We start from the raw sequence: 17,683 nt of genomic DNA, 5'->3' as shown, positions 1-17,683 counted from the left end.
GGGCCCCGTGCGCTCACATCCCGGGCCGGACCTCCGTCGCGAAGGAGTGGTCGCCTCGGCGGGACAGCCGTAGCGTCGAGGCCGTGAACGACACGCCCTCCCCGCCGGCCCCCGGGTACCTCGCGGCCACCCTGCCGGTCCTCGACCTCGCCGTCGGCTCGGTGCGGGCGCTGCGCGACGCCGCGGCACGCGCCGGCGGGTACCCGCTCGGCCCGGACCCGGATCCGGAGCGGGTCGCGGCGGCGTTCACGAGCGACCGCCTGCTGCGCCTCGACGACCGGCCGGTCGACGGCTTCGCCGCCCTGTCGGGGTTCTTCCGCGCCGCGGACGGGTGGCTGCGCACGCACGCCAACTACCCGCACCACCGCACGCGTCTCCTGCGCGTCGTCGGCCTGCCCGACGACGCGACGCGGGACGATCTCGCCACGCGCTTGGAGGAGCGGCTCGTGCAGGACGTCGAGGACGCTGCCGCCGAGGCGGGTGCGATCGCCGTGCGCGTGCGCACCGAGGACGAGTGGAGCGTGGCGCCCGGCCGGGGCGCCGGCTCGGCCGAGCCGGTGCGGACCCGGGTGCGGGACGACGCCGGGCCGGGCCGCCCCCTCGCGGACGGGCCCCGTCCGCTCGCGGGCGTCCGCGTGCTCGACCTCACGCGCGTGATCGCCGGGCCGGTGGCGACGCGAGCGCTCGCGCTGCTCGGTGCCGACGTGCTGCGGGTGGACCCGCCGCACCTGCCTGAGATCGGGTGGCAGCACCTCGACTCTGGTCAGGGCAAGCGGTCCACACTCCTCGACCTGCGCGAGCGCGCCGACCTCGCCCGCGCGCAGGAGCTGCTCGACACGGCGGACGTGCTCGTGACCGGCTACCGGCCCGGCGCCGTCGAGCGGCTCGGGCTGCGCACGCCGCCCGGGGCGGTCCGCGCGCGGGTCGCGGCCTGGGACGACGGCCCCTGGGCGGAGCGCCGCGGGTTCGACTCGATCGTCCAGGCGGTGAGCGGCATCGCGCTCGTCGAGGGATCGCGTGACGGGACCGACGGCCCCCCGGCCGCGGCGACGCCCGGTGCGCTGCCCGCCCAGGCGCTCGACCACGCGACCGGGTACCTCGTCGCGGCGGCCGTCGCCGACGCGCTCGTCGACCGCGCGGCGGACGGCCGGGGACGCGACGTCGACGGCGTGCTCGCCCGCACGGCGACGGCGCTCCTCGCCGCTCCCGGCCGCGACCCCGCGCATGGGGCGCCGGCAGCGCCGGGGCCGGGCTGCGTCGTCGCGCACGAGGTGGGCGTCGACGGTCGCGCGACCACGGTCATCACGGCACGCCCCGCGCTCCACCGTCTCGGCGACGAGCGCATCGACGACCACCCCGCCCCGGCGCACGCCTGGGGCACGGACGTCGCCGCCTGGGCGCGCTGACCGGTCCAGCCACCCGGGGCGGACGGCAGCACCGTCAGATGTGGTCCAGCCGGCGCAGGATCGCGCCCTCGCGCAGCGCCCACGGGCAGATCTCGACCTCGTCGACGCCGAGGGCGCGCATCGTCTCGACCGCGACGACCCCGCCCGCGACGATCTGCACCGTGCGCTCGGGCGTCACCCCGGGCAGTGCGGTGCGCCCCTCGGCCGTGAGCCGGGCGAGGCGCGGCACCCAGTCCGCGAGCTGCGAGCGTCGCATGCGCCAGCGCTCGTCCGGCCCGACCACCTCGTGCTGCATGCCCGCGAGCCGCGCGAGGGAGCGGAAGGTCTTGGAGGTGGCGACGACGTGGTCGCGACGCGGCAGCCGCCCGAACGCCTCGGCCGTCGGCGCGAGGGTCGCGCGCACGTGCTCGCGCAGCGCGTCCACGTCGGCCGGGTCGGGCGGGTCGCCGGGCAGGTAGGCCATCGTCATGCGCCCCGCGCCGAGCGGGACGGACGCCGCGAGGTCGGGCTCCTCGTCGACGCCGGAGGCGATCTCGAGCGAGCCGCCGCCGATGTCGAGCACGAGCAGCCGTCCGGCCGCCCAGCCGTGCCAGCGACGCGCGGCGAGGAACGTCAGGCGCGCCTCCTCCTCGCCGGAGAGCACCTGCACCGACCGACCGACGCGCTCGGAGATGGCGGCGAGCACGTCGGGGCCGTTCGTCGCCTCGCGCAGCGCCGACGTGGCCATGGGCAGCATCTCGTCGACGGACGACTCGCGCGCGAGCACCATCGCGGTGTCGACCGCGTCGAGCATCGCCGCCACGCCGTCGGGCGACAGGGAGCCGTCCGGCTCCAGGTACCGCATGATCCGCACGACGGTCCGGGCGCCCGCGGCCTGCACCGGCCGGGCGCCGTAGGCGGCGTCGACGACCGCGAGGTGGACGGTGTTCGAGCCGATGTCGAGGACGCCGAGACGCCGGGTGGGCCTGCCGTTCGCCGGGGTGCCGTTCGTCGTCGTCACGACCAGCGAGGCTACCGGCCCGCCGCGGTCAGCGGATCTCGGCCTCGGCCTCGGCCTCGGCCTCGGCGATCATCGCCTCGGCGTCCGCGACGACCGAGCGCTCGGCCGACCGCGACTCCTCGACGGCGCTGGCGCGCGCCGCGACGATCGCCTTGTGCAGGTCGGCGTGGACGCGACGGCGGACGCCGCGCGCGAGCTCCTCGACCTCGTCATCGCCGGGCTCGTCGCCGTCGGCCCGGCGCAGGGACACGACGTCGTCCACCTCGGCGTGGATGCGCCGCTCGGCGTCGGCCAGCAGCGCGACGACGGCCGCGTCGGCCGCGCGCCCGAGGCGCGTCTCCTCGAACTCGTGCGCCGCGTCGTCGACGATCGCGCGGGCGTGGGCCACGAGGTCCGACGCGATCGACGGCGAGTGCGCGGCGAGCGTCGCGAGGTCGTAGAGCAGCACGCCCTCGACGTCGGCGACGTGCGGGTCGACGTCGCGGTGCAGCGCGAGGTCGAGCACGACCATGGGCCGCGCCTCGGGCTCGTCGCCGGCCGCGACCGCGGCGCGCTCGCGCGCCCGGACGACGGACGCGGCGTCGAGCACGTGCTCGATGGCCTGCTCCCGGTGCGCCTCCGTGCCGGGGCCACCCGCCACGACGCGCCCCCGGGCGCCGCTGCACGACACCACGAGGTCGGCGTCCTCGAGCGCACCGACGAGGTCGGTGACGGCCTCCGCGCCGCGCGCGGCGGCGAACTCCTCGGCGCGGCCGGACCGTGAGTAGACGCGCACGTCGTCGCACCCGAGCGCGCGCAGCGCGGCCAGGCTGGCGCCGGCGTACGAGCCGGTGCCGATGAGCACGGTCCGGACCTGGTGCCACGGCGGGAGCTCGGCGGACGCGAGGTCGAGGCCGAGGGCGACGACGGACCGCCCGGCCCCGCCCAGGGCCGTGCCGGTGCTCACGCGCTTGGAGGTGCGCGACGCCGTCTGGAACAGCAGCTCGAGCGTCGAGGACGTGAGGCCGTCGGCGTGCGCGGTCTCGAGCGCGCGCTTGACCTGGCCGGCGATCTCCCGCTCCCCCACGACCATCGAGTCCAGCCCGGAGGCCACCGAGAACAGGTGCTCGGCGACCTCGCTGCCGGCGCGCGCCCGGAAGGACCGCACGGCCTCGTCCGGGGCGACGCCCGAGGCGTCGGCGACGAGGCGGGCGACGTGCTCGGTGGCGTGCCGCACGCCGGGCCCGTCGAGCGGGGCGTCGACGTCGAGGTACAGCTCGAAGCGGTTGCAGGTCGCGAGGACGACCGCACCCGTGATGACGTCGCAGGCCGCGACCGCCGAGCCGCCGATCGAGTGGGCGCCGGTCGAAAGACGTTCGAGGGCGTCGAGATCGAGCTCGTGGTGGCTGGCCGTCAGGGAGAGAAGAGCCACAGTGCTTCGATTTAACCATCGGCGCGCGCGAGGGGCAGAATTGTGAATCGTGAAATTCCCCTCACTCGCGCCCACGCACCCGCTCGCGGACGGCCGCACGACGAAATCTCCTCTCGTGCGCGCGCTGCGCGCCGGGACGACCGGGGAAAGGCCGGAAATCACACCGGTGTGGTTCATGCGCCAGGCCGGACGGTCGCTCCCCGAGTACCGGGCCGCGCGCGAGGGCGTCAGCATGCTCGACTCGTGCCTGCGCCCCGACCTCGCCTCGGAGATCACGCTGCAGCCCGTGCGGCGCCACGGCGTCGACGCTGGCATCTTCTTCTCGGACATCGTCGTCCCGCTGCGCCTGGCGGGCGTCGAGGTGGACATCGCGCCGGGCGTCGGCCCCGTCATGGGCCAGGCCTACCGCACGCGCGACGACGTGGCGCGCCTCGTCGAGTCCGAGATCACGCCCGAGGCGCTCGCGCCGATCACCGAGGCGGTCGCCCGGACGGTCGACGCGCTCGGCAGCACCCCGCTGATCGGCTTCGCCGGCGCCCCGTTCACGCTCGCCGCGTACCTCGTCGAGGGGCGGCCGTCGCGCGACCACCTCGCGGCGCGCGCGCTGCTGCGCGGCGACCCGGAGACGTGGCAGCGCCTCGTCGACTGGGCTGCCGACCTCACGGGCACGTTCCTCCGTGCACAGGTCCTCGCGGGCGCGAGCGCCGCCCAGCTGTTCGACTCCTGGGCGGGCTCGCTGTCCCTCGCGGACTACACCCAGGGCGCCGCCGGCGCGTCGACCAGGGCACTCACCCACGTCGCCGACCTCGGTGTGCCGGTCGTGCACTTCGGCACCGGCACCGGCCACCTCCTGCCGGCCATGCGCGACGCCGTCCTCGCCGCCGGGGTGCACGACGTCGCCGTGGGCGTGGACTACCGCACCCCGCTGGACGAGGCGGCGGCGACGCTCGCGGCCACCCCGCCCGGCGTCCCGGGCACCGACGCGTCGCGCGCGACCGTCCCCCTCCAGGGGAACGTCGACCCCGCGCTGCTCGCAGCACCCTGGGACGTGCTGGAGGCGCACGTGCGCGACGTGCTGCGACGCGGCGCCGCGGCCCCGGGGCACGTCCTCAACCTCGGCCACGGCGTCCCCCCGGACACCGACCCGACCGTGCTCACGCGCGTCGTCGAGCTCGTGCACGAGGCCGGCGCGGCACGATGAGCGACGCGCCGGCGGCACCCGGTCCGCCCGCCTCCGACCTCGCGCCGGGCGGGGTCGAGGTCGTGGACGCGGTCGTCGTCGGCGCGGGCGTCGCCGGGCTGACGGCGGCGCGGTCCCTGCGGGAGCGCGGGCTGCGCGTCGTCGTGCTCGAGGCGCAGGACGTCCCCGGCGGCCCGGTGCGCGGCGAGGAGCTGCCCGGTCTCGACGGCGTGCGGATCGACGTCGGCGCGGAGTCGTTCGCGGCCCGCGGCACGCAGGTCGCGGAGCTCGCCGACGCGCTGGGGCTCGCCGTCGTGGAGCCGGCGCCCGCGTCGGCGTGGGGCTACGCGGCGGGGCGCCCGTTCCCGCTCCCTCGCGCAGGGGTCCTCGGCATCCCGGCGCACCCGTGGGCGGCGGACGTACGACGGGCGGTCGGCCTGACCGGGGCCCTGCGCGCGAGCCTGGACCGCGTGCTCCCCCGCCGGTTCGCGGACACCACGACGCTCGAGTCGTTCGCGCGCTCGCGCATGGGCACGCTCGTCACGGAGCGGCTCGTGGCGCCCGTCGCGACCGGCGTGCACTCGGCCCCGCTCGACCGGCTCGACGTCGACGCGGTCGCGCCCGGGCTCCGTGCCGCGTTCGAGCGCGAGGGCTCGCTCGCCCGGGCCGTCGCCTCGCTGCGCGCGCTCGCCCCCGCGGGCTCGGCGGTCCGCGGGATCGACGGCGGCATGCACCGGCTCGTCGAGGCGCTGGCCGCGGACGCCGACGTCCGCACCGGGCACGAGGTCGTCGCGCTGACCAGGACGGAGGACGTGACCGGGCCGGACGCCGTGCCCGGCTACGACACCCCCGACCCGACCGCGTGGGGTGCGTGGCGCGTCACGACGCAGGGCCCGCGCGGCGAGACGCACCTGCACGCGCCCCGGCTCGTCGTCACGACCCCGGCGCTCGTCGACCAGCTGTGGCCGCTCGTGGGCGGCCCGGCGGACGTCGTGCCGGACCCGGAGCCGGGCGCCGACGTGCGGCTGGTCACGTTGCTCCTGCGCGCACCGGAGCTCGACGACGCGCCGCGAGGCACCGGGATGCTCGTCGCCCCGCCGCACCGCGACGCGGGGCGCACGGCGCAGCGTCCCGACGTCGAGGCCAAGGCCCTGACCCACTCGACCGCGAAGTGGCCCTGGTTGCGCTCCCGGGTGCGCGACGCCGTCGGGCCGGGGCACCACGTCGTGCGCCTGAGCTACGGACGCGTGGGCGTGCAGAGCGAGCCCGACCTGGACCAGGTCGTCGCGGACGCCTCGCGGCTGTTCGGCGTCGACCTGCACGGACGCGTGCTCGGGCACGTCGTCACGCGGTGGGACGGCGCGCTGCCGCCGCCCACGCCCGCGTACCGGCGCGAGGTCGGCTCCTTCGCCGGGCGCGTGGACGAGGTGCCGGGGCTCGGCGTGACCGGGGGCTGGATCGCGGGCACGGGTCTCGCGGCGATCGTCGCGCACGCCCAGGAATGCGCCCGGAAGGTGTGAGGTAATCCTTACCGGAAGTGCCCGGAAATGCGCACAGGAAATGTGGACGTGACACATTGTCCGAACATCCTGACCACGTGTCACCACCGCGTCACACCCGCTCGGGAATTCTCCGCGCATTTCGAGATCGCCGATCCACGGAGGACACTGGAAGGGTGAGCACCACCGCCAGCACGCTTGCGACCATCCGCGTCGGCACCCGGGGCAGCGCCCTCGCGACCACCCAGACCGGCCACGTCGCGCGGCGCCTCGAGGAGCTGACCGGCCGGCCCGTCGAGACGGTCCGCATCCGCACCGAGGGCGACGTCCGCACCGGGTCGCTGGCCCAGATGGGCGGCACCGGCGTCTTCGTCACCGCGCTGCGCGAGGCGCTGCTCGACGGACGCTGCGACGTCGCCGTCCACTCGCTCAAGGACCTCCCGACGGCGCCCGCCGCCGGCCTCACCGTCGTGACCCCCGAGCGGGAGAACCCGCGCGACGCGCTGTGCGCCCGGGACGGCCGGACCGTCGCCACGCTCCCGCGCGGCGCGCGCGTCGGCACCGGCTCGCCCCGCCGGGCCGCACAGCTGCGGTCGGTGCGCCCCGACCTCGACGTCGTGGACATCCGCGGCAACGTCGACACGCGCCTGCGGCGCGTCTTCGGCGAGGACGCCGACCTCGACGCCGTCGTCCTCGCGTACGCAGGCCTGTCCCGGCTCGGGCGGTTCGACGAGATCAGCGAGGTCATCGACACCACCGTCATGGCGCCGGCCCCCGGCCAGGGCGCGCTCGCGGTCGAGGTGCGCACCGCGTCGCTGGAGGACCCGGTGGTCGCCGAGGCCCTCGACGCGCTCGACCACGAGGCCACGCGCGTCGCGGTCCTCGCCGAGCGGTCGCTGCTCGCGCGCCTCGAGGCGGGGTGCGCGGCACCCGTCGGCGCCCACGCGGTCGCCGAGGACGGCGAGCTGCGGCTCACCGCCGTCGTGGCACGCGTGGACGGCGCCGAGCAACTCACGCACTCGGCGCGCGCGCCACTGCCTTCGACCGGGGCGGACCGGAGGGCGGCGCGCGACGAGGTCGCGCTCGCGCTCGGCCGCCGCGTGGCCGACGCGCTCCTCGCCGACGGCGCCGCACGGCTCGCCCCGCTCGGGCCGGCCGCCGACGCCGCCGACGCGGCCGAGGCCGCGCTGCCGGGCGTCGAGGGCGCGGACACCGGCGGCACGGAGGGCACGGGCGACGCCGCCAGCACCACCGGCACCACCGGCACCAACGACACCGCCGACGCCCGGCACGCCACCCCGCGCTCGACCTCTCGCGATGCGGTCGAGACGGCGCGCGAGCAGCTGCGCGACGGCGGCTACCGCGGGGACGCCGGGTGACGCCCGGCCCGCTGCGCGACCCGTCGCGCGGACCGGCCCCCGTCCTCGCACCCGCACCGCTCTCCGGCCGGACGGTGCTCCTGCCCCGCGTCGCCGAGCGCGCCGCCCCGCTCGCGACGACGCTGCGTGCCGCGGGCGCGCACGTCCTCGTCAGCCCGGCCATCGAGCGCGCGACGGTCGAGGACACCGCACCGGTCGACGACGCCCTCGCGCGGCTCGCCGCCGGCGCGTACACCTGGGTCGTGGTCACGAGCGTCAACGCGCTCGACGAGCTCGCCGCCGGCGCCGCCCGCCGCGGCACCACCCTCGCCGACGTCGCCCGCACGGCCCGGTGGGCCGCCGTCGGCCCCGCGACCCGCCGCGCTCTCGAGGCCGCGGGCATCACGGTCGACATGGAGCCGGCGGAGAACTCCGCCCGCGGCCTGGTGGCCGCGTTCTCGGAGGCGGGGTCGTCGGACAGCGCAGAAGCCGTGCTGCTCCCCCAGGGCGACCTGGCGGCGTCGACCATGGCCGACGGCCTGCGCGACCGGGGGTACGCGCCCCACGTCGTCACCGTCTACCGCACCGTCGCGCACGACCTCGCACCGGAGGTCGTCGAGGCGTGGCGCGGCGGCCGCGTCGACGCCGTCGTCCTGACGTCGGGAAGCACGGCCCGCGAGGTCGCCCGGCAGCTCGGCCCGCGCGACGACGTCGCGGCCGTCGCGATCGGCGAGCCGACGGCCCGGGCGGCGCGCACCGTCGGGCTGCGGCTCGACGCCGTCGCGGACCGCCCGACCGACGAGGCGCTGGCGGCCGCCGTGACCACCGTCCTGTCAGCGACACCCGCCGCCCCGGGAGCACATGGTGCTGACACCAGTGACAGAGAGGACTTCTCGTGAGCGTGCCCACCCCCCACCCCGGCCTGCCCGTCGGTCACCACCGGCCGCGCCGGCTGCGCAGCACCCGCCGCATCCGCCGCCTCGTCGGCGAGACGCGCCTGCACCCGGCGGACCTCGTGCTGCCGCTGTTCGTCAAGGAGGGCCTGACGGCGCCGCGGCCGATCTCGTCGATGCCGGGCGTGGTGCAGCACACGGAGGAGACGCTCGCGGACGCCGTGCGCGCGGCCGCCGAGGCGGGGGTGGGCGGCGTCATGCTGTTCGGCATCCCGGAGCACCGCGACGCGACGGGCAGCCAGGCGGACGCCGAGGACGGGATCCTCCAGCGTGCGCTGCGGCTCAGCCGCGACGTCGCCCGGGAGGTCGAGGCCGCCACGGGCCGCGCCCCCGTCGTCATGGCCGACACGTGCCTCGACGAGTTCACCGACCACGGGCACTGCGGCGTCCTCGCGACGCGTCGCGACGGCACGGCCGAGACGGTCGTGGTCGACAACGACGCGACGCTCGAGCGGTACGCGAGCATGGCCGTCGCGCAGGCGCGCGCGGGCGCGGACGTCGTCGCGCCGTCCGGGATGATGGACGGCCAGGTGGGCGTGATCCGCGAGGCGCTGGACACCGCCGGCTACTCCGACGTCGGCGTCCTCGCGTACTCGGCGAAGTACGCGAGCGCGTTCTACGGCCCGTTCCGCGAGGCCGTGGACTCGGCGCTGCAGGGCGACCGCCGCACGTACCAGATGGACGCGGGCAACGCCCGGGAGGGGCTGCGCGAGGCGGACCTCGACCTCGCCGAGGGCGCGGACATGGTCATGGTGAAGCCGGCCGGGTCGTACCTGGACGTGCTCGCCGCGGTGGCGGAGATGTCGCCGGTGCCGGTCGCGGCGTACCAGGTGTCGGGCGAGTACGCGATGATCGAGGCGGCCGCGGCGAACGGGTGGATCGACCGGCGCGCGGCGATCTCGGAGTCGGTGCTCGGCATCAAGCGGGCGGGCGCCGACGTGATCCTCACCTACTGGGCCGTCGAGCTGGCGGGCTGGTTGCACGACGAGACGTTCGGAGGGACGCGCTGATGACGGAGTCCACGGGGTTCGGGGCCGCGGCCGCCGCCCAGGCGGAGGTGGCGGTGCCCAGCGCGACCGCGACGGGCAACCACGAGGCCTTCGTGCGCGCGCAGGGCGTGCTGCCGGGCGGCGTGAGCTCGCCCGTGCGCGCGTACGGCTCCGTGGGCGGCGACCCGCGGTTCCTCGCGTCGGCGCGCGGCGCGTACGTCACCGACGTCGCGGGTCGCGAGTACGTGGACCTCGTGTGCTCGTGGGGACCGGCGCTGCTGGGCCACGCGCACCCCGAGGTCGTCGCCGCGGTGCAGGAGGCGGCGTCGCGCGGCCTGTCGTTCGGCGCACCGACGCTCGCCGAGGTCGAGCTCGGCGAGGAGATCCGCCGCCGCGTCCCGGCCGCCGAGCGGGTGCGGCTCGTGTCGACGGGCACCGAGGCGACGATGACGGCGGTGCGGCTCGCGCGCGGCGTCACGGGCCGCGACGTGATCGTGAAGTTCGCCGGCTGCTACCACGGGCACGTGGACTCGCTCCTGGCGCAGGCGGGGTCGGGCGTCGCGACGCTCGCCCTGCCCGGCTCGGCCGGGGTGACCGAGGCGAGCGCGGCGGACACGCTCGTCCTGCCGTACAACGACCTCGCGGCGGTCGAGGCGGCGTTCGCCGAGCGCGGCTCGCAGATCGCGGCCGTCATCACGGAGGCCGCGCCGGCGAACATGGGCGTCGTGACGCCCGCCGAGGGCTTCAACGAGGGTCTGCGGCGCATCACGGCGCAGCACGGCGCGCTGCTCGTCCTCGACGAGGTGCTCACCGGGTTCCGGGTCGGCCCGAGCGGCTGGTGGGGGGTCGAGAACGGAGCGAACTCCTCCGCGGCACGGGGTGCCGAGGGCTACGTGCCGGACCTGTTCACGTTCGGCAAGGTCGTGGGCGGCGGCATGCCCGTCGCCGCGGTGGGCGGCCCGGCGGCGGTCATGGACCAGCTCGCGCCGGCCGGCCCGGTGTACCAGGCGGGCACGCTGTCGGGGAACCCGGTCGCGGTGGCCGCGGGCCTCGCGACGCTGCGGCTCGCCGACGACGCGGTCTACGCGCGCGTCGACGAGGTGTCGCGCACGCTCTCGGCCGCGGTCGGCGAGGCGCTGGACGCCGCGGGCGTGGCGCACCGGGTGCAGCACGCCGGCTCGCTGTTCTCCGTGTTCTTCGGCGACCTCGCCGCGAGCGCCGGCGTGCGCGACTACGCGCAGGCCCAGGCGCAGGACGTGTTCCGGTACCGGGCGTTCTTCCACGCGATGCTCGAGCAGGGCGTGAACCTGCCGCCGTCGGTGTTCGAGGCGTGGTTCGTCTCGGCCGCGCACGACGACGCCGCCGTCGCGCGCGTCCTCGACGCGTTCCCCGCGGCGGCGCGTGCCGCGGCGCAGGCGTCACCCGTCTGACCTGCACACCGAGCACGGAGCCGTCCACCGCATCCCGCCGATCCTGGTGGACGACCCCGTGCTCGGCGCACGTCAGGGCAGCGTCGCGGCCGCGCCGGCCCGGCGGCCGAGCGAGCGGACCTGGAGACCGAGGACGACGAGCAGCACGCCCCACACGACGGCGAAGAGCCCGAGCAGCCAGACGATGGAGACGAGGCCCTCGTCCACGTTGAGCAGCACGAGGAGCCCGAAGACGACGCCGAGCACGCCGGCGACCACGCCCCAGGCCCACCCGCTGCCGGTGGCACGGCGCAGGGCGACGCTCGCGAGGACCTGCACGACGCCGTAGAGCAGGGCCCAGAAACCGATGATCCAGGTCAGCACGACGGCGGTCTTGCCCGGCCAGACGAGCAGCACCACGCCGACGGCGACGCTGACGACACCCATGGTCACGAGCGCCGTGGCCCCGGAGCCGGTGCCGCGGCGGCGCACGCCCTCGACGATCTCGACGACGCCGTCGACGACGGCGAAGACACCGACCACCCAGACGAACGCGGCGGCGGTGATCGTGGGCCACGCGAGCGCGACGACGCCCAGGAGGACCGCCAGGACGCCGCGCACGACGAGCCAGTACCAGACCTGGCGGGCGGTGCTCGCGAACGCGGTGAGGACGGGATCGGTGCTGCTCATGGTGCCCACCTTCGGTTCAGGCCCGGGCGGGCCGGGGTGCGACGACGCGGACGGGTGCGTGGTGGCGGCGCGAGCCCCAGACGAGCAGCGCCGACAGGACCAGGACGCCGCCGAAGGCCAGCACGGGCCCGGCGTGGAAGGGGCCGATCCGCTTGTCGGCCACGACCGCGTAGGTCGGCGAGTGGGCGACGTCGGACGGCGCGGGGACGAAGGTCAGGTCGGAGACTACCTGCGTCGCCGGGTCGGCGAAGGTCTGCTCGTGGACGGTGACGTAGTCCCCTGCGGCGAGCAGGCCGGCGAGCTCCGCCGACCGGACGGAGCCCGGGGGGACGCGCCCGGCGAAGCGCACGGTCGGGGCGTCGAGCGCGGCGGTCGGGTCGGCGCGGTCCACGCGGTGGTCGCCGAGGACGTAGGTGCGGGTGCGCAGCGTGCCGTCGGCGGCCGCCGTCATCCGCATCGGGAGGACGAGGGCGCTGCTCGGGAACGTCACGCGCAGCGGCTGGACCGTGCCGTCGAACGTGGTCGCCTCCTCGGGCGCGAGCCGCGCCACGACGAACGACCAGCCTTCCGCCACGTACGGGGCCATCGCGCCGCGGACCGACGCCGGGAGCTCGAAGCCCCGGTCGGCCAGCCACACGTCGAGCGCGGCGGTGTCGGTCGCGGCGACGGTGGCCACGTCGAGCGGGCCGAGCCGCACCTCGGTGAGCACGTCCACGCCCGGTGCCCCGACGCCCGGGGATCCTCCGGAGCCGCCCAGGCCCAGCTCGGGCCACCAGCGGTACTCGGAGACGACGGCGCGGGGCGCCGTGATCTCGTCGAGCTCGCGGAAGATCTCGGGGTCGGCGAGCGCGACCTCCGCCGGAGCGGGGGTGGGCAGCAGCAGGCCCACCTCCGGCGCCGTGGACGAGACCTCGAGCTCGAGCACGAGCGTCTCGGTGGTCCCGTCCCACTGGAGCACCGCGGTCCCGGCGCCCACGGACGACTCGTCGGCCGGGCCGTCGACGACGGCCCCGCACGCGCACGCCCCGGCGGGCGGGGCGACGGCCACGAGACCGAGGGCGAGGACGAGGGCGAGCAGGGTCGACGAGAGAGCCGTCCGGGCCCCCTGCCACGCCGACACGCGCCGTCGCGTCCCCATGCTGGGAGGTTAGGACCGCCCGGGGCGCGCCGCGCGGCGAGGCCGAGATCGTGATCCTGCCGTGACCGGCGGCGCCGTGGGGCAGGCCCGCGTCAGGCGACGGCCTCGACGCCGAGGTGCACGAGCAGGCCGAGCACCACGGCCCACAGCGACACGGAGACGACGCTCCAGACGAAGACGCGCATGCGCGGGGCGCCGAAGCCGACCATCGCCGCGGCCGTGACGTGGCTGGGCAGCAGGAGCGGGCCGAGCAGGCTGACGCCCGGTACCCCGTACCGGTCGAACACGCGGCGCATGCGCTGGCGCTTCGGGTCGGCCTCCTTCGTCCGGCCTCGGGTCAGGCCCGACCTCGCGGCCCCGAAGACCCAGACCACGAGCGCCAGGGCGAGGGCGTTGCCGACGATCGCGACCGGGATCGCGACGGCCGTGTCGATCCCCGCGACGATCCCGACGACCGCGGCTCCCTCGGCCTCGATGTAGGGGATCATGCCGGCCAGCAGGACGCCGACCCAGCGCAGGAACGGCGGCAGGTCGAGCGTGAACTCCTGCAGCGAGGTGATGACGTCGGTCATGGTGAGCCTCTCGTTCGGTGGTCCCTCCACCCTGTCGTCCGGCGCGCCCGACGGGCAGTGCGCACAGTCATCGGTGCCGGTGCGCGGCTCACGGGTCGGGTATGACGGGTGTCACGTCGCGGCCCCGCCTCTTGATACCCGGCGGGGGTATAGTGGTAGGTGTCGAGAGCCGAGGAGCGACCATGACCGAGACCGCACAGGCCCGCACCACCACCCAGGACGCCGGGCCCACGAGCCACGACGGCCCGCACGGGTACGCGTCCGACAAGGAGGCGTACCTGAAGCGGATGCGCCGCATCGAGGGGCAGGTGCGCGGCATCGCGCGCATGATCGACGAGGACGTCTACTGCATCGACATCCTCACCCAGGTCTCGGCCGTCACCAAGGCCCTGCAGGCCGTGAGCATCGGCCTCGTCGAGGACCACCTCGGCCACTGCGTCGTCGACGCGGCGCGGGAGTCCGAGGAGGCGGGCGCCGCCAAGGTCAAGGAGGCAGCCGACGCCATCGCCCGCCTCGTCCGCAGCTGACCCACCACCACCGAGGAGCACCATGAGCACCGTCACCACCCTGGGCGTCACCGGCATGACCTGTGCCAACTGCGTCGCCCACGTCACCAAGGACGTCGAGGCCGTCGCGGGCGTGGAGAACGTCAGCGTCGAGCTGCGCGTCGGCGAAGAGTCCGAGGTCACCGTCTTCTCCGACGAGCCGCTCGACGAGGCAGCGCTGCGCAAGGCGGTCGACGAGGCCGGCTACACCGTCGCGTCGTACTCCGTCCAGGAGGACGCCCTCGCCGCGCAGTACGCCGAGCAGGCGCCGGAGAAGCAGTCCGCGCACGACTGCGCGTGCGGCTGCGGCCCCGCCGAGGGCGGCGCTCCCGCGACGAAGACGTACGACCTGCAGGTCCCGCCGAGCGCCTGACCGCTTCTCGGGCCCGACGGCGGCCGCACCTCGCCCGCACGAGGCAGCGGCCGCCGTCGGCCCCACCCCTTCCCCGCGGACCGCCCGCCGACCGTCGCACCACCGCGACCCGGGCCCTCCGCGCCGCGCCGCCCTCACCGGGTCGGCGCCCCCGCCGCGACGACCGCCACCCCGGTGCGTCGCCGGTGACCTCCCCCCGAGCACCTGTCGAGGAGTCACCCGATGACCGCCCAGCCCACGCCCACCCCGACCTCGGCCGCGCCTCCCGACGGCCGCCCGTTCGCCGAGGTCGAGCTCGCCGTCGAGGGCATGACCTGCGCGTCGTGCGTCGCCCGCGTCGAGAAGCGCCTCAACCGCGTCGACGGCGTCACCGCCACCGTCAACCTGCCGCTCGAGAACGCGCACGTCGTCCTCACCGGCCCGGTCGACGACGCCGACCTCGTCGCCGCCGTCGAGAAGGCGGGCTACACCGCACGCGTCACGACCCGCCGCGCCCACCAGTCACCGACCGCCCCTGCCCCGGCCGACCACACCTCCACCCCGGCGCCCACGGCGCCGGGCGAGACGGCCACGGAAGCCACACCCACGCCGTCGGGCCCGACCGTAGTCATGGCACCGGGCGAGACGGCGGCGGCACCCACCGCCTCGCCGTCGGGCCCGACCGTGAGCACGTCGCCGGGTGAGCCGGCAGCGGAGGCGGCGGGGTGGCCGGAGGATGCGAAGGGCGTGGCGGGTCTGGCGGGAGCGCCGCGAGGGACGAGCGGCGCGGATGGTAGCCCGAGCACCTCCGGCCACCCCGCCGACGCCCCGACCACGGACCGCGGAAGCGACCTGCTGCGCCGCCTGCGCGTCGCGACGGTGCTCACGGTCCCGGTCGTCGCGCTGTCGATGATCCCGGCGCTGCAGTTCCCGGGGTGGCAGTGGGTCGTCGCGGCGCTCGCGCTGCCGGTGGTGACGTGGGCGGCGTGGCCGTTCCACACGGCCGCGTTCCGCGCCGCGCGGCACGGGTCGTCGACGATGGACACGCTCGTGTCGCTGGGCGTGGTTGCGGCGTCGCTGTGGTCGCTGTGGGCGCTGGTGCTGGGCGGGGCGGGCGAGATCGGCATGCGGATGCAGCCGACGCTGATCCCGTCGCGCGACCACATGGGCCCGCCCGAGCTGTACTTCGAGGTGGCGGCGGTCGTGACGACGTTCCTGCTCGCGGGCCGGTTCGCGGAGCACCGGTCGAAGCGGCGCGCGGGCGACGCGCTGCGGTCGTTGCTGGAGCTGGGCGCGAAGGACGCGGAGCGGGTGCGGCTCGCCCCGGACGGGACGCCGGTCACCCGGCCGGACGGCGGGCGCGTGACGGAGCGCGTCCCCGTGGCGGCGCTCGCCGTGGGCGACGTGTTCGTGGTGCGGCCGGGCGAGAAGGTCGCGACGGACGGCGTCGTGGTCGAGGGCGTGAGCGCGGTCGACACGTCGCTGCTCACGGGCGAGCCGGTGCCGGTCGACGTCGGGCCGGGCGACGACGTGACGGGCGCGACGGTGAACGCGTCGGGCAGCCTGCTGGTGCGGGCGACGCGCGTGGGCGAGGAGACGACGCTCGCGCAGATCGGGCGCCTGGTCTCGCAGGCGCAGACCGGCAAGGCACCGGTGCAGCGCCTCGCGGACCGCATCTCGGCAGTGTTCGTGCCGATCGTGCTGGTGCTCGCGCTCGCGACGCTCGCCGGCTGGCTGCTCGCGGGTGCCGACCCGTCGTTCGCGTTCACGGCGGCGGTCGCGGTGCTCATCATCGCGTGCCCGTGCGCGCTGGGCCTGGCGACGCCGACGGCGCTGCTCGTGGGCACGGGCCGGGGCGCGCAGCTCGGCGTGCTGGTGAAGGGTCCGGAGATCCTGGAGTCGACGCGGCGCGTGGACACGGTCGTGCTCGACAAGACCGGCACGGTCACCGAGGGTGCGATGGCGGTCGAGGCGGTCGTGACGCCGTCGGGCACCCTGGACCTGTCAGCATCACCCGCCGCCCGGGCGACCCGTCGTGCTGACACGTCGCGCTCGGCGCTCGACGCGCTGCGGCACGCCGGCGCGGTGGAGGCGCTGAGCGAGCACCCGATCGCCCGGGCGATCGCGGCCGCCGCGCGCGACCTGTCCGCACCGCAGTCCACTCCACCGGCACCTGGTGCTGACACGGCGGTCGGGGCCGACGGCGTCCCGATCGGCTCGCTCCAGGCCTTCGACTTCCGCAGCGCCCCGGGCGGCGGGGTGGAGGCCGTGGTCCGGACGGCGCACTCCGGGCTCTCGCTCGGGACCGGCACCGGCACGAAGGGCACGAAGGGGACGGCCGAGGGCGCCCCAGCTCCGGCGTCGCTCAACGCACGCCGCGTGCTCGTCGGCCAGCCGTCGTGGCTCGCCGGCCAGGGCGTCGCGAGCGACCCCGCGCTGGACGAGGCCTTCGAGGCCGCGGAGCGCTCCGGCGCGACGGCCGTCGTCGTGGCGTGGGGCGGCGCCGCGCGCGCGGTGCTCGTGCTCCGCGACCCGGTGAAGCCGAAGTCGGCCGAGGCCGTGGCCGAGCTGAAGGCGCTCGGCCTGCGCCCCTACCTGCTCACCGGCGACGGCGAGGGTGCGGCGCGCGAGGCGGCGCGTGCCGTCGGGATCGCGGAGAGCGACGTCGTCGCGCGCGTCCTGCCGGACCAGAAGGTCGACGTCGTGGCGCGGCTGCGGCGCGAAGGTCGCGTCGTCGCGATGGTCGGGGACGGCGTGAACGACGCCGCAGCGCTCGCCACGGCGGACCTCGGGCTCGCGATGGGGACCGGCACGGACGTCGCGATCGAGGCGAGCGACCTCACGCTCGTGCGCGGCGACCTGCGCAGCGCGGCGACGGCGATCCGCCTCTCGCGCCGGACGCTGCGGATCATCCAGCAGAACCTGTTCTGGGCGTTCGCGTACAACGTCGCGGCGATCCCGCTCGCGGCGGCCGGGCTGCTCAACCCGATGATCGCGGGGGCGGCGATGGCGGCGAGCTCGGTGCTCGTCGTCGGGAACTCGCTGCGGCTGCGCTCCGCCGGCTGACCGCCCCGGCCGTCCCCCCGACCGCGTTGTCGAGCACGTCTTTGCTCACGCGCGACCACGAGGTTGGTGTCGTTCTCGCCGCGAGAACGACACCAACCGCGTGGTCGGCGCGGGG

General features: G+C 76.5%; 14 protein-coding genes and 1 pseudogene. 10 read left to right on the top strand and 5 right to left on the bottom strand.

The window, feature by feature from the left end; translation table 11 throughout:
* Positions 1 to 83 precede the first annotated feature (83 nt).
* Positions 84 to 1,406 (top strand): CoA transferase, encoded by a 1,323-nt coding sequence (locus tag ACFTZA_RS14410; protein ID WP_378196141.1) that lies wholly within the window; start codon positions 84 to 86, stop codon positions 1,404 to 1,406.
* Between the two features lie 34 nt (positions 1,407 to 1,440).
* Here the strand turns inward: ACFTZA_RS14410 and ACFTZA_RS14405 are convergent, their stop codons facing one another.
* The gene (locus ACFTZA_RS14405; RefSeq protein ID WP_378196138.1) at positions 1,441 to 2,406 is read right to left on the bottom strand and encodes a Ppx/GppA phosphatase family protein; all 966 of its coding nucleotides are present in this window, start codon (positions 2,404 to 2,406) and stop codon (positions 1,441 to 1,443) included.
* A 28-nt stretch (positions 2,407 to 2,434) separates the two neighbouring features.
* Positions 2,435 to 3,817 carry a glutamyl-tRNA reductase gene (locus ACFTZA_RS14400; RefSeq protein ID WP_378196135.1) on the bottom strand — a complete coding sequence of 461 codons (1,383 nt, stop codon included), beginning with the start codon at positions 3,815 to 3,817 and terminating at the stop codon, positions 2,435 to 2,437.
* A 49-nt stretch (positions 3,818 to 3,866) separates the two neighbouring features.
* On the opposite strand from ACFTZA_RS14400, the gene hemE reads away from it, so the two are divergent.
* The 6 genes and pseudogenes from hemE to hemL all read left to right on the top strand — a co-directional run bounded on the left by hemE (position 3,867) and on the right by hemL (position 11,226).
* Positions 3,867 to 5,018, top strand: coding sequence for a uroporphyrinogen decarboxylase (gene hemE / locus ACFTZA_RS14395; protein WP_378196133.1), 1,152 nt, complete (start codon positions 3,867 to 3,869; stop codon positions 5,016 to 5,018).
* Positions 5,015 to 6,517 carry a protoporphyrinogen/coproporphyrinogen oxidase gene (locus ACFTZA_RS14390; RefSeq protein ID WP_378196130.1) on the top strand — a complete coding sequence of 501 codons (1,503 nt, stop codon included), beginning with the start codon at positions 5,015 to 5,017 and terminating at the stop codon, positions 6,515 to 6,517. Before hemE ends, ACFTZA_RS14390 begins: the two co-directional genes overlap by 4 nt.
* 155 nt (positions 6,518 to 6,672) lie before the next feature.
* A pseudogene (gene hemC, locus ACFTZA_RS14385) lies at positions 6,673 to 7,644 on the top strand (hydroxymethylbilane synthase); the annotation flags it as partial.
* Between the two features lie 227 nt (positions 7,645 to 7,871).
* A complete protein-coding gene (locus tag ACFTZA_RS14380; RefSeq protein WP_378196127.1) occupies positions 7,872 to 8,753 on the top strand; it encodes a uroporphyrinogen-III synthase in 882 nt (293 codons plus the stop codon).
* Positions 8,750 to 9,817 (top strand): porphobilinogen synthase, encoded by a 1,068-nt coding sequence (gene hemB, locus ACFTZA_RS14375; RefSeq protein WP_378196124.1) that lies wholly within the window; start codon positions 8,750 to 8,752, stop codon positions 9,815 to 9,817. Before ACFTZA_RS14380 ends, hemB begins: the two co-directional genes overlap by 4 nt.
* Positions 9,817 to 11,226 (top strand): glutamate-1-semialdehyde 2,1-aminomutase, encoded by a 1,410-nt coding sequence (gene hemL, locus ACFTZA_RS14370; RefSeq protein WP_378196121.1) that lies wholly within the window; start codon positions 9,817 to 9,819, stop codon positions 11,224 to 11,226. The genes hemB and hemL overlap by 1 nt, the downstream gene beginning before the upstream one ends.
* A gap of 72 nt (positions 11,227 to 11,298) precedes the next feature.
* Here hemL and ACFTZA_RS14365 read toward each other — a convergent pair whose 3' ends face one another.
* The 3 genes from ACFTZA_RS14365 to ACFTZA_RS14355 form a co-directional block, all read right to left on the bottom strand.
* Positions 11,299 to 11,895 carry an HdeD family acid-resistance protein gene (locus tag ACFTZA_RS14365; RefSeq protein WP_378196118.1) on the bottom strand — a complete coding sequence of 199 codons (597 nt, stop codon included), beginning with the start codon at positions 11,893 to 11,895 and terminating at the stop codon, positions 11,299 to 11,301.
* A 16-nt stretch (positions 11,896 to 11,911) separates the two neighbouring features.
* A complete protein-coding gene (locus tag ACFTZA_RS14360; protein WP_378196115.1) occupies positions 11,912 to 13,033 on the bottom strand; it encodes a DUF2330 domain-containing protein in 1,122 nt (373 codons plus the stop codon).
* Positions 13,034 to 13,125: 92 nt separating this feature from the next.
* A complete protein-coding gene (locus ACFTZA_RS14355) occupies positions 13,126 to 13,605 on the bottom strand; it encodes a hypothetical protein (protein WP_378196112.1) in 480 nt (159 codons plus the stop codon).
* A 182-nt stretch (positions 13,606 to 13,787) separates the two neighbouring features.
* On the opposite strand from ACFTZA_RS14355, the gene ACFTZA_RS14350 reads away from it, so the two are divergent.
* From ACFTZA_RS14350 to ACFTZA_RS14340, 3 genes are all read left to right on the top strand, one after another.
* Positions 13,788 to 14,132 carry a metal-sensitive transcriptional regulator gene (locus ACFTZA_RS14350; RefSeq protein ID WP_378196109.1) on the top strand — a complete coding sequence of 115 codons (345 nt, stop codon included), beginning with the start codon at positions 13,788 to 13,790 and terminating at the stop codon, positions 14,130 to 14,132.
* 22 nt (positions 14,133 to 14,154) lie between these two features.
* Complete coding sequence (locus ACFTZA_RS14345; protein ID WP_378196106.1) at positions 14,155 to 14,523, top strand: heavy-metal-associated domain-containing protein; 369 nt, start codon at positions 14,155 to 14,157, stop codon at positions 14,521 to 14,523.
* A 222-nt stretch (positions 14,524 to 14,745) separates the two neighbouring features.
* Positions 14,746 to 17,568 (top strand): heavy metal translocating P-type ATPase, encoded by a 2,823-nt coding sequence (locus tag ACFTZA_RS14340; RefSeq protein WP_378196102.1) that lies wholly within the window; start codon positions 14,746 to 14,748, stop codon positions 17,566 to 17,568.
* The last annotated feature ends 115 nt before the right edge of the window (positions 17,569 to 17,683 follow it).

Origin of the sequence: Cellulosimicrobium sp. NPDC057127, from assembly GCF_042670945.1 — a bacterium.
GTDB lineage: Bacteria > Actinomycetota > Actinomycetes > Actinomycetales > Cellulomonadaceae > Cellulosimicrobium.
The sequence above is the reverse complement of the archived record's forward strand: the minus strand, read 5'-3'. Positions and strand labels throughout refer to the sequence as shown.

Excerpts from the sequence above, each read along its gene's own strand:
- ACFTZA_RS14355 (WP_378196112.1), bottom strand. The coding sequence starts at position 13,605 with ATGACCGACGTCATCACCTCGCTGCAGGAGTTCACGCTCGACCTGCCG.
- ACFTZA_RS14345 (WP_378196106.1), top strand. The coding sequence starts at position 14,155 with ATGAGCACCGTCACCACCCTGGGCGTCACCGGCATGACCTGTGCCAAC.
- ACFTZA_RS14350 (WP_378196109.1), top strand. The coding sequence starts at position 13,788 with ATGACCGAGACCGCACAGGCCCGCACCACCACCCAGGACGCCGGGCCC.
- ACFTZA_RS14365 (WP_378196118.1), bottom strand. The coding sequence starts at position 11,895 with ATGAGCAGCACCGATCCCGTCCTCACCGCGTTCGCGAGCACCGCCCGC.
- ACFTZA_RS14340 (WP_378196102.1), top strand. The coding sequence starts at position 14,746 with ATGACCGCCCAGCCCACGCCCACCCCGACCTCGGCCGCGCCTCCCGAC.
- hemL (WP_378196121.1), top strand. The coding sequence starts at position 9,817 with ATGACGGAGTCCACGGGGTTCGGGGCCGCGGCCGCCGCCCAGGCGGAG.
- ACFTZA_RS14390 (WP_378196130.1), top strand. The coding sequence starts at position 5,015 with ATGAGCGACGCGCCGGCGGCACCCGGTCCGCCCGCCTCCGACCTCGCG.
- ACFTZA_RS14360 (WP_378196115.1), bottom strand. The coding sequence starts at position 13,033 with ATGGGGACGCGACGGCGCGTGTCGGCGTGGCAGGGGGCCCGGACGGCT.